The 10,402-nt window shown below is 68.6% G+C and carries 11 protein-coding genes; 6 read left to right on the top strand and 5 right to left on the bottom strand.

The window, feature by feature from the left end:
- Positions 1 to 89: 89 nt before the first annotated feature.
- The 6 genes from Y705_RS20565 to Y705_RS0115320 all read left to right on the top strand — a co-directional run bounded on the left by Y705_RS20565 (position 90) and on the right by Y705_RS0115320 (position 6,356).
- A complete protein-coding gene (locus Y705_RS20565) occupies positions 90 to 1,391 on the top strand; it encodes a DUF7847 domain-containing protein (protein WP_162149100.1) in 1,302 nt (433 codons plus the stop codon).
- Positions 1,391 to 2,050: a DUF4129 domain-containing protein gene (locus Y705_RS0115340; protein WP_026533491.1), complete on the top strand. Its 660-nt coding sequence runs from the start codon at positions 1,391 to 1,393 to the stop codon at positions 2,048 to 2,050. Before Y705_RS20565 ends, Y705_RS0115340 begins: the two co-directional genes overlap by 1 nt.
- A 65-nt stretch (positions 2,051 to 2,115) precedes the next feature.
- Entirely contained in the window at positions 2,116 to 3,318 is a 1,203-nt protein-coding gene (locus Y705_RS20560; RefSeq protein WP_049822869.1) for a DUF4350 domain-containing protein, read from the top strand.
- On the top strand, positions 3,315 to 4,313 hold the full coding sequence (locus tag Y705_RS20555) for an AAA family ATPase (protein WP_049822868.1): 999 nt from the start codon (positions 3,315 to 3,317) through the stop codon (positions 4,311 to 4,313). The genes Y705_RS20560 and Y705_RS20555 overlap by 4 nt, the downstream gene beginning before the upstream one ends.
- 10 nt (positions 4,314 to 4,323) lie before the next feature.
- Positions 4,324 to 5,616 carry a DUF58 domain-containing protein gene (locus tag Y705_RS0115325; RefSeq protein WP_026533490.1) on the top strand — a complete coding sequence of 431 codons (1,293 nt, stop codon included), beginning with the start codon at positions 4,324 to 4,326 and terminating at the stop codon, positions 5,614 to 5,616.
- A 71-nt stretch (positions 5,617 to 5,687) separates the two neighbouring features.
- Positions 5,688 to 6,356, top strand: coding sequence for a DUF4166 domain-containing protein (locus Y705_RS0115320; RefSeq protein WP_049822867.1), 669 nt, complete (start codon positions 5,688 to 5,690; stop codon positions 6,354 to 6,356).
- A 343-nt stretch (positions 6,357 to 6,699) separates the two neighbouring features.
- Here the strand turns inward: Y705_RS0115320 and Y705_RS20550 are convergent, their stop codons facing one another.
- The 5 genes from Y705_RS20550 to Y705_RS21555 all read right to left on the bottom strand — a co-directional run.
- The gene (locus Y705_RS20550; protein WP_049822866.1) at positions 6,700 to 7,167 is read right to left on the bottom strand and encodes a hypothetical protein; all 468 of its coding nucleotides are present in this window, start codon (positions 7,165 to 7,167) and stop codon (positions 6,700 to 6,702) included.
- A gap of 76 nt (positions 7,168 to 7,243) precedes the next feature.
- Positions 7,244 to 8,296, bottom strand: a complete 1,053-nt coding sequence (locus tag Y705_RS0115310) for a uroporphyrinogen decarboxylase/cobalamine-independent methonine synthase family protein (protein WP_049822865.1) — start codon at positions 8,294 to 8,296, stop codon at positions 7,244 to 7,246.
- Complete coding sequence (locus Y705_RS20545; RefSeq protein WP_081738107.1) at positions 8,265 to 8,726, bottom strand: chorismate mutase; 462 nt, start codon at positions 8,724 to 8,726, stop codon at positions 8,265 to 8,267. Before Y705_RS20545 ends, Y705_RS0115310 begins: the two co-directional genes overlap by 32 nt.
- A 56-nt stretch (positions 8,727 to 8,782) precedes the next feature.
- Positions 8,783 to 9,925, bottom strand: coding sequence for a tRNA 2-thiouridine(34) synthase MnmA (mnmA, locus tag Y705_RS20540; protein ID WP_081738106.1), 1,143 nt, complete (start codon positions 9,923 to 9,925; stop codon positions 8,783 to 8,785).
- A partial coding sequence (locus Y705_RS21555) for an aminotransferase class V-fold PLP-dependent enzyme (RefSeq protein WP_155850110.1) occupies positions 9,922 to 10,402 on the bottom strand: 481 nt, incomplete at its 5' end. The genes Y705_RS21555 and mnmA, both read right to left, overlap by 4 nt.

Genomic DNA, 10,402 nt, shown 5'->3' with positions numbered 1-10,402 from the left:
GGTCCGCCGATCCATTCCCGCAGAATACGGGGCTGAAACTATAGTTCAAGATGACAGTGGTAGGCGGCGCTCGTTTCCAGGGGGACATCATGGGTAATCATCCGCAGGACGGCCCTCCCGAGGACGCCGCCTGGCACCCTCCTGGCGCACTGCCGTCGCCGGCCGGAGGACCGGATACGGGCCGGATCCCCCGCCCGGGCGGGAACACCGGTCCCACGGACCAGCCCTACGAACCTCCGTCCGTCCCTGCAAACCAGCCCTACGAACCTCCGTCCGTCCCTGCAAACCAGTGGGGGCAACCGCCGCAGTGGCGTGGCTACGGGCCCCCGCAGAACGGGCAGAACTGGCAGAACGGGATGTACCTCGCTCCCCCGAAGCCGGGAGTGATTCCGCTGCGTCCCCTCGGCCTGGGGGAAATGCTCGACGGCGCCTTCCAGGCCTGTCGGCGGAATCCCCTGGCCACCTTCGGCAGCGCGATCCTCTTCCAGGCGGTCGTGACCGTGGTGACGGTGCTGATGACCTCGGGATTGTTCGCGGCACTCGACCAGTTGGACCCCGAAACCGCCTCCACCGAGGATCTCGGCGGGTTCTTCGCGACGCTCGCATCCTTCACATCGGTCATCACCGTGATGTCCGCAGCCGGGCTGCTGATCCTTCAGGGGGTCCTCGTGATTCCCGTGGCGCGAGCGGTCCTCAACCAGAGGACCGGCTTCAGCCTGATGTGGAAGCTGGCGGGCAGGAGGATTCTGCCGCTGGTCCTGCTCGGACTGCTGCTCGCCGTCGGAACCGCCGTCGTGCTCGGAGTCTTCGTCCTGATTTCGGTGGGACTCGCCGTCGCTCTGGAGGCTGCATCGCTGTGGATCATTCTTCCGCTGTTCCTCGGCGTGGTCGCCCTGGGAATCTGGCTCGGCATCAAATTGGTGGTGGCGCCCGCTGCCCTCATGCTCGAAGGCACCGGCCCGTTCGCCTCCCTCCGACGCTCCTGGGTGCTGACGCGCCGCAACTGGTGGAGGACGTTCGGCATCGTCGTCCTGACCAGCATCATCGTGACGATCATCGCCTCGGTCATTTCCGCTCCGCTGGCGTTCCTCCTCCCGCTGTTCTTCAGCTTCAGCGATTCCCCACTGGCGATGGGTGCGGACTTCTCCAGCTCGCTGCCCCTCCTGCTGGTCACCCAGGGCATCACCGCGTTCTTCACCGCCATCGGCTACGCCTTCCAGGCCGGTGTCACCGCGCTGCTCTACATCGACCTGCGGATCCGTCGCGAAGGGTTCGACGTCGTCCTGATGAAGGAGCACGAGCAGTCCGGAGGCATCCCCAGCGATGCCCTACCGGGCACGTCGGTGCATTTCGGCCATGGATCCGGTGGACCGAGGACGGGAAGACCCTGATGGCCGACCTGCCCCCTTCGGACCTCCTTCCCGATGCCGATGAGGCGCAGGGGCTTCTCGAGGAGGAACTCGCGAAGCCCGTCTACCAGGAAGCCCAGCCGACCCTGCTGGAGCGGCTGATCACCAGTGTGCTGGACTGGTTGGAGGCAAGCTTCTCGTCCTTGAGGGGGCTCGACGCCGGTACGGGCACTATCGTGCTGGCTGTGGGCGCGGCCGTGCTGATCCTCATCGCCGGGGTGCTGGTCCGGCCGCGCCTCAATGCGCGTCGCGCGTCCACGGGATCCGGCGTCTTCCACGGAAGTCCAGCCCGAACCGCGGCGGCGCACAGGGCGCGCGCCGAGGCGGCCGCGGCGGCCGGGAACTGGGACGAGGCCCTGACCGAGAGGCTACGGGCCATCATCCGGTCGGCTGAGGAACGGGTTGTCCTCGACAGCCGGCCCGGGCGGACCGCCTCCGAGGCGGCGCTCCAGCTCGGAAACGCTTTTCCCCGCTCCTCCCCGGAGATCGAGTGGCTGGCGAACCGCTTCAATGAGGTGCACTACGGTCACCTCCGTGCGTCGGCCGAGGACCAGCAGCGTGCAGCGGGCCTCGATAGCCTGCTTGAAGATCTGCGTCCTTCGCCGGCACCCGCTCCGGCAGTTCCGGCGGCTCCTCGATGAGCAGCCCGGCACAGCCTCCCACCGCTACAGTCCACCCATCCCCCGTTTCGCAGGGAGCTCCCCGAATGGATGCCGAGGCCCGTGCCGGCGGTGGGGCGCGCGCAGCGGAAGTGATGGGGAACGGCGGCACCGTCCTCGACACGGCCCGTCGCCGGTTCCGGCGCGCACTGCCGTACCTTCTGCTCGCACTGGTGGTTGCCGCCGTCGTCGTGCTGACCGTCCTCACGCGATCCGAGGAGGATACCCGCCCGCTGTCCCCGGGCAATGCGTCACCCGGCGGGTCGCGCGCCCTCGTCCAGGTACTCCAGGACCAGGGTGTCGAGGTGATTCGGCCGGGTTCCTACGCGGAAGCGCGTGAGAGCCTGTCGGAGGGCGCCACCCTCTTCCTCTCCGACCCCGACAGCTGGCTCAACGACGATCAACTCGCTGGGCTGGCCGGCGCGTCGGCCCGCACCGTGCTCGCCGCACCGACGGAGGACCAGCTGGACGTCCTCGCCCCCGCCATCAGCACCGTCGGGCCCCTGCCGGAGGAACCGGACACGGTCCGGGCGCAGTGCGACGACGACGCCGCCCGCGCCGCCGGCAGCATCACCAGCGGCGGAAGCGGCTATTCGGGGCCCGCCGAGTGCTTTCCGGCCTCCTCGATGATCGACGACAGCGCCGGCGGATCCTACGTCACGACAGCGAACCAGGACACGGCCGTGATCGGGAACATGGACGTCCTCACCAATGGGGAAATTTCCAGTGCGGGCAACGCCGCTCTGGCACTGCGGGCGCTCGGCAGCGAGCCGGTCCTTGTCTGGTACCTGCCCACCACCGCTGATCTGGCAACCACCGGCACCCCCGTCGATGCCCGGAACCTGCTCCCGAACTGGATCAATCCGCTCATGGTGTGGCTCCTGATCTGCTCGGGAATAGCGATGCTCTGGCGCGGACGGCGTCTCGGCCCACTGGCAACCGAGCCGCTCCCCGTCGTCGTCCGCGCCGCTGAGACGGCGGAGGGCCGCGCGAGGCTGTACCAGGACTCGAAATCGGTGCAGCATGCAGCGGCGAACCTGCGGGCGGCGACCCTGAGCCGGCTGGCGGTGCGCCTGCGATTGCCGCGTTCGAGCACGCGCAGCGAGATCATCGACGCCGCAGCGGTTCGCACCGGGCGTCCACAGCCCGACCTGGCGCGGATCATCGACCGCATTCCGGACGCCAACCGGGAACTCGTGCAGTTCTCACAGGAACTTCTCGATCTTGAAAAGGAGATCAACCAGCAATGAACCCGAACAACGGACTCCAGCAGGAACACGCCCCGCCCCTGGACATCGAACCGGCCCGCCGAGCGCTGCTCGACGTCCGGACCGAGGTGGGAAAGGCCATCGTGGGCCAGGATGCCGCCGTCACTGGTCTCCTGATCGCACTCCTCTCGGATGGGCATGTCCTCCTCGAGGGGGTGCCGGGCGTCGCGAAGACCCTGCTGGTGAGGACGCTTTCCACGGCGCTGAGCCTTGAAACGAAGCGCGTCCAGTTCACACCCGACCTCATGCCGGGTGACATCACGGGGTCGCTGATCTACGAGGCGCGGACATCCGAATTCACCTTCCGGGAGGGGCCCGTCTTCACCAACATCCTGCTCGCGGACGAAATCAACCGGACGCCGCCCAAGACGCAGGCCGCGCTGCTCGAGGCCATGGAGGAGCGCCAGGTATCGGTGGACGGAGTGTCACGGGCGCTTCCTACGCCGTTCATCGTCGCCGCGACGCAGAACCCCGTGGAATATGAGGGCACCTATCCCCTGCCCGAAGCGCAGCTGGACCGCTTCCTGCTCAAGCTGACGCTGCCCCTGCCGGGGCGGGACGACGAGATCGAGGTGATCCGCCGGCACAGTGAGGGCTTCGATCCTCGGAATCTGCCGGCCGCCGGTGTGCGTCCGGTGGCCGGCGCGGAAGACCTCGACGCCGCCCGCCGCGCCGTGAGCCGGGTGGCGATCGCTCCCGAGGTCGTGGCGTACATCGTGGATCTCGTGCGGGCCACCCGCACGTCGCCGTCGTTCCAGCTCGGGGTGTCCCCGCGCGGCGCGACGGCACTTCTGAGCACGTCGCGGTCGTGGGCGTGGCTGTCGGGGCGATCCTTCGTGACCCCGGACGACGTGAAGGCCCTGACGCTTCCCGCACTGCGGCACCGCGTCGCCCTGAGGCCCGAGGCCGAGATGGACGGTGGACGCGTGGATGACGTGCTGTCGGGGATCCTCGCCACCGTTCCGGTACCGCGCTGACGGTCAGGCCATGGTCATCACCGGAAGGTTCCTGCTGCTCGCGCTGCTCGGCGTCGTGCCCGTTCTCGTGTACCCGGGAAGCACCTCGATCCTCCTCTGGCTCCTGCTGCTGGCTGCCGGGGTGGCAGTGGACCTCGCACTCGCCGCTTCTCCCCGGAAGGTGGGAATACGCCGTGATCTACCGGGCAGCGTGCGCCTCAGCGAGCAGTGTGCCAGCACCCTCCTCGTCCGTAATGACAGCTCCAGAATGTTGAGGTCAACGCTCCGCGAGGCGTGGCAGCCTTCGGCCGGCGCCGTCGATCCTGAGCAGCAGCTTTCCGTGCCGCCCGGTGAAACGCGGCGGATGGAGATTACGCTGGTGCCCGAGCGCCGGGGCATCCTCGGCGTAACCGCGGTGACCATCCGCAGCACCGGCCCGCTGGGCCTGGCCGCCCGGCAGGTCACCGTGCCGGCGCCGGGAAGCCTCCGGGTCCTGCCGCCGTTCCACTCCAAACGGCATCTTCCGTCGAAGCTCCGCCGGTTGCGCGAGCTGGACGGCCGCGCAGCCGTGCAGATCCGGGGTGGCGGGACCGAGTTCGATTCGCTGCGCGACTACGTCCGCGGCGACGACGTACGCTCCATCGACTGGCGGGCGACCGCACGGAAACGGGACACCGTGGTGCGCACCTGGCGTCCGGAGCGTGACCGGCGGGTGGTGATCGTGCTTGACACCTCCCGGACCTCGGCCGCCCGCATCGGCGATGAGCCGCGGCTGGACACCGGGATCGAAGCCGCCCTGCTGCTGGCGGTCCTCGCGCAGCGCGGCGGCGACAAGGTGGACTTCCTTGCGTTCGACCGGCGGCGAAGGTCCCGCGTCGATTCGGCGGCGAAAGGCAACCTGGTCAACGCCCTGGTCACGGCCATGGCCCCCCTCGAGGCCGAACTCATCGAGGCCGACTGGTCCCGTATCCCCTCCCAGATCCGTTCGATATCCGCGCACCGGTCACTGGTCGTGCTGTTGACCTCCCTCGACTCCGGCTCCGTGGAGGAAGGCCTTCTGCCGGTCCTTCCGAGCCTGACGGCGCAGCATGTGGTGGTCGTCGCCTCCGTGCGGGATCCCCGCCTCGAGGAGATGCGCTCCCAGCGGGCCACGGCATCGGATGCCTTCCGCGCGGCTGCCGCCGAGCGCGCACTGCTGGACCGGCAGGCCGTCACCGCTCATCTCCGGCTCCTCGGCGCGGAGGTGGTGGATGAGAGTCCCGGCGATCTTCCGCCGAAACTCGCCGACGCGTACATCCGACTCAAAGCCGCTGGACGGCTCTGAGCCATCCAGCCCCGGTGGAATGATCCGATCGCCGTGGCGAACCGATTTTCGAGAAGAGGGAGTTTCACATCATGCAGTCCGTGTATCAGCAGGTCCTGGGCCGGGAATTCTCGACGCTGCAGCCGGAGCTCCAGGAGTACTTCGGGCTGCACGCCGACAGCGGCACGTCCGGGATCGGGAAGGGGACGTTCGACGTGGCCGGATGCCCCGCGTGGTTTGCGCGGCCCGCCTTCCGGCTCACCGCGCTGGAGAATGCCTTCTTCCCCGAATATGCCGGCCGCGTGCCGTTCACCATCCGGAACTACGCGCACCTCGACCCCTTCGGCCGGCCCTCCCTGACGGCGCGGCGGGAGATCGATTTCGGCACGGTCCGGCGGCTCTTCGAGGACACCACCTCCCTCAGCGGCGACCGGTTGACCGATTACGTGGGCCGCCACCGCCGGATGGCCACGGCGCTCACCTGCTCGGTCACCGAGGACGGCCGCATGCGCATGGTGTCGTCGGCCACGCGCCTCTACGCCGGGGTCCGCGTCCCGGTACCCGACGCCGTCGGGGCCCTTGCCTATATGGAGCAGTGGTGGGACGCGGACAGCGGACGGTTCCGGATCAGCACCCGCGTGGTCCACCGGCAACTGGGCACACTGCTGGTCTATGCGGGTGCTTTCGACTACCGCCTCGAGGCATTCGACGGCGCCCTGCCGCTGGATGCCCAGCCCCGCCGGTGGGAGGAGCGGACCTAGCGCAGTTTTCCTGCAATCCTGGCACGAGGGTCAGGCATCGCGGCGGAAGGGAGTCATCGAATTACGGCGGTTCAGCACAGGACTATAGCGGGCCATGCCGACCTCTCGGCTCGGTAGAACGAGGATCGGCAGAATGCAGATAGTCGGGCGGCTCAGCTTTCCCTGTCGGCCAGATCCTTGACCGATTGGGGCGTGTCGCGGCCCAACTGCTCATCAAGGACGACACGAAGCTTCGCCCTTTCGATCGTGACTCGATCTGCTGGTGCCGCCCTGCGGGCAACGGCACTTCGGGCAGCAGCGAACCGGGATCCGGATGGCTTCACTCTGGCGCGTGCGGCTTCACTCATTGCGCATCTTTCTCTCGGTCGCGTCCTATCAATTGTCTGCCCATACCGTAGAGCCGTCCAGTCCACCTCCTGCTGTCAGGATTCACAGCTTCATCGCCGGACCACGCCGCATCAAGCATCTCTTTTTCTTCCTTCGTCGCGAGTTCGCTCGTGGCCAGGACGCGCAGTGCCCTTAGCCCGGCCGTTTGCCTGACACGGTCTCGAGACGCCGAGGCGTCCAGTGCCCACTGGGTGCGCCGCCACCATTCCGAGCGGTCATCAGCCTTTCGCTTTTGCTCCAGTGCGGAGTCATCAGCGGTTCTGCGTTGTTTCAAGGTCGCGAACGCGATCCCGAAGGTCAGGACCGCCGCCACAAGCACTGCGAACGGCCCCAAGGCGCCGACAATTTCCCACCAGGGCGTTCCACCGGACACAATCTCAACGACGATCGGCTCCGATTGCTGAGTAGCCGTACGGGTGAACATGGGCTCAGCCTAGCCTCCGCCATGCCGGAGCCGGCGACAAGGCTCCGTCATGTGCACACGGCGCGCCTGAATCGATTCAGCCCTCGGCACGCACCTGATTCAGGGCGTCGGCCGCCTGGGTGAGCCGGGTCAGGACAAGCCGGGCCGTCGCGGGGCTCCGTGCAGCCAGCCCGCCGACGGGTACGAGCGTCAGCGCGTCGAGCGCCGACAGCGGAAGGCCGATCCGCTGCCACGGATCCAGGATGGTCCGGACGACGGCGCTCACCTGCGGCAGGGAACCCGCTACGGGAAGCACCCCGGTCCATAGCTCCCGGCCTGCCTCCACCGCTTCCGCCAGTCGCTCCCACTGCCGGTCGCTGATGCCCGGAACCCCCAGGGAGAGGGCTTCGGCCGGGCTGGACAGTGCCGCATCGAGGACGACGTCGTCCGCTGGAATCGCCACAACCGTCCGGAGGGAACCTGCTGTCCGGAGCGCCGCATGGACGAGGCCCCAGGCATCGGTTGCCTCGCGCCGGTCGATCGCCCGGAGCGTCCGGAACCCGCTCGCGGTCGGAATCCGGCCGGCGAGGACCGCGTCGGCGTCGGGCTCGTCGAGTTGCACGATGACGGCGGCCCCCCGCGAGACCGCCGCGATACGCTGCACCAGCCGCGCGGCTCCCACGGCCAGCGACTCATAGATCTCCCGCCGCGCACCGGCATCGAGCAGTGCGCGTTCACCGGAGTGCAGGTGCACGTTGGCCGCCAGCGACAGCGGCCCCTGGAGATGGATCTTGATCCGCCCGGCCGGTGCCTCTTCGGCCCCGGCGATATCGCCGAGGGCGTTGATGTCGGAGGACAGTGCCGACTCCGCCCGGCGCTGGTCCCTGCCGGGGTGCGCAACGAGGCGCCAGCCGTGCGGCTGGAGGTCGAACGGCAGCTCGACCAGCATCGCCAGCGTCCGCCCCAGTGCGTCGCTGCCCGGGCCGCGGTCCGGCAGCGCCGCCAGGAAGGGAAGGTGCGGGTTGCCGAGCTCACCCCGGATGATCCGCTGAGCTTCGAAGGGATCGGATCCCGGCCATTCGCCGAGGGCGGTCGCTGTCACCTCATGCGTCGAGGAGTCAGCCTTCACGGTGCCCCCCGGAGTGGACATCGGCGCCACCGGCGCCGGGGTTGCCTCCGGCGGTTCCGTCGGTGTCGCTGTCCGACGAGCTAGGATCTGCCGGGGCATCCCGTGCGTTCCGGGTGTCGGAAATGGCCTGATGGTGTCGGATGACTTCGGAGATGATGAAGTTCAGGAACTTCTCGGCGAAGGCCGGGTCGAGGTGGGCTTCCTCGGCGAGCGCGCGAAGCCGTGCGATCTGGGCCGCCTCGCGGTCGGGATCCCCCGGGGGCAGGCGGTGCTCGGCCTTGAGGTGGCCCACGCGCTGGGTGGCCTTGAATCGCTCGGCCAGCAGATACACCAGGGTCGCGTCGATGTTGTCGATGCTGCTGCGCACGGAGAAGAGTTCAGCCAGGACCTCGGGGGCTACCCCCGCTAGGGAGCTCGCCGTCGGATCGAAGCCACTGTTGGTATCAGACATGCACCCAGTCAAGCAGATGGGAACCGGCGCCAACCAACTGCGACGCCGGACAGGCCTCAGTTGCCGGCCGCCGCCAGTTCGGGCCGAAGGGCGGACCGCGCCGAGTCGATGGTGGCCTGGCCGAGGACCCGTGACCCCTGGTACAGGACCACGGTCTGGCCCGGCGCGACGCCACGCATCGGTTCGACGAGCCGGACCACGAGCTCCTGGACGCCGTCGGACGCGGATTCCACGAAGGCCCGGGCGTCCACCGGGTCGCCGTGAGCCCGGACCTGCGCCATGCAGCCGAATTCCGCACCGGAGGCGACCTCGGGGATCGGCACTCCGGCCCAGGACACTTTGATGCCCCGCATCTCGTCGATGGCCAGCAGGTGTTCCGGACCCACCACCACCGTGTTGTCCTTCGGCCGGATCTCCAGTACGAAGCGCGGTTTGCCGTCCGCAGCGGGAGTGCCGAGTTTCAGGCCCCTGCGCTGCCCCACGGTGAATGCGTTCGCTCCCGGATGGCTCCCGATCGTCGCTCCGTCGACGTCGAGGATGCTGCCCTCGCTCATGTCGATGCGCTCTTCGAGCCAGCCGCGGGTGTCTCCGTCGGGGATGAAGCAGATGTCGTGGCTGTCCGGCTTGTTCGCTACCGACAGTCCGCGGCGCTCCGCCTCGGCCCGCACCTCGGCCTTCGACGGTGTCTCGGCGAGCGGGAACATCGAGTGCTTCAGCTGCTCGTGGGTGAGGACGCCGAGGACGTAGGACTGGTCCTTCGCCCAGTCGGCCGCCCGGTGCAGCTCGGGGTTGCCGTCCGTATCCTCGATGACCTTCGCATAGTGTCCGGTGCACACGGCGTCGAAGCCGAGAGCAAGCGCCTTTTCGAGCAACGCGGCGAACTTGATGCGCTCATTGCACCGCATGCACGGGTTCGGGGTGCGGCCCGCTGCGTATTCGGCGACGAAATCGTCCACGACATCGGCTTTGAAGCGTTCCGAGAAGTCCCAGACGTAGTAGGGAATGCCGAGGATGTCGCAGGCGCGCCAGGCGTCGCGGGAGTCCTCGATCGTGCAGCAGCCGCGGCTCCCGGTGCGCAGCGTCCCCGGCATGCGGGACAGCGCGAGGTGGACCCCGACGACGTCGTGCCCGGCCTCCACGGCGCGCGCTGCGGCGACCGCTGAATCGACTCCGCCGCTCATGGCTGCCAATACCCTCATGAAAAACCTGTTCCTGCCGTTCGAATGGATGATGCGGTGCCGGCCATGCCGGCCGAGCGTGCGCGTTCGTAGGCCCCCGGCAGCGCTGCCACCACTGCGTCAACGTCATCGGGCGTCGATGTATGCCCGAGGCTGAATCGCTGGGCGCCCCGTGCCTCGTCCTCGGACAGTCCCATGGCCAGGAGGACATGGGATGGGCGGGGCACTCCCGCGGTGCAGGCGGACCCGGTGGAGGACTCGATCCCCGCGAGGTCGAGGAGGAACAACAGGGAGTCGCCCTCGCATCCGGGGAAGGTGAAGTGGGCGTTGTTCGGAAGCCTCGCCCCCGCGGGAGCGGGATGCGGCACCCCGCGCAGCACCGCATCGGGAACCCCCCGCAGCACGCCCTCGATCAGGCGGTCGCGCAGTGCGGCGATGCGCCCGGCTTCGGCCGGCAGGTGCGCGACGACGTCGTCCGCGGCCGCCGCGAACGCGGCG

This window comes from Arthrobacter sp. H41 (assembly GCF_000520535.1).
Taxonomy (GTDB): Bacteria; Actinomycetota; Actinomycetes; order Actinomycetales; family Micrococcaceae; genus Arthrobacter_D.
The sequence above is the reverse complement of the archived record's forward strand: the minus strand, read 5'-3'. Positions and strand labels throughout refer to the sequence as shown.

Coding starts and splice junctions, on each gene's coding strand:
- Y705_RS20565 (WP_162149100.1), top strand. CDS start 90: ATGGGTAATCATCCGCAGGACGGCCCTCCCGAGGACGCCGCCTGGCAC.
- Y705_RS0115340 (WP_026533491.1), top strand. CDS start 1,391: ATGGCCGACCTGCCCCCTTCGGACCTCCTTCCCGATGCCGATGAGGCG.
- Y705_RS20560 (WP_049822869.1), top strand. CDS start 2,116: ATGGATGCCGAGGCCCGTGCCGGCGGTGGGGCGCGCGCAGCGGAAGTG.
- Y705_RS20555 (WP_049822868.1), top strand. CDS start 3,315: ATGAACCCGAACAACGGACTCCAGCAGGAACACGCCCCGCCCCTGGAC.
- Y705_RS0115325 (WP_026533490.1), top strand. CDS start 4,324: ATGGTCATCACCGGAAGGTTCCTGCTGCTCGCGCTGCTCGGCGTCGTG.
- Y705_RS0115320 (WP_049822867.1), top strand. CDS start 5,688: ATGCAGTCCGTGTATCAGCAGGTCCTGGGCCGGGAATTCTCGACGCTG.
- Y705_RS20550 (WP_049822866.1), bottom strand. CDS start 7,167: ATGTTCACCCGTACGGCTACTCAGCAATCGGAGCCGATCGTCGTTGAG.
- Y705_RS0115310 (WP_049822865.1), bottom strand. CDS start 8,296: ATGTCCACTCCGGGGGGCACCGTGAAGGCTGACTCCTCGACGCATGAG.
- Y705_RS20545 (WP_081738107.1), bottom strand. CDS start 8,726: ATGTCTGATACCAACAGTGGCTTCGATCCGACGGCGAGCTCCCTAGCG.
- mnmA (WP_081738106.1), bottom strand. CDS start 9,925: ATGAGGGTATTGGCAGCCATGAGCGGCGGAGTCGATTCAGCGGTCGCC.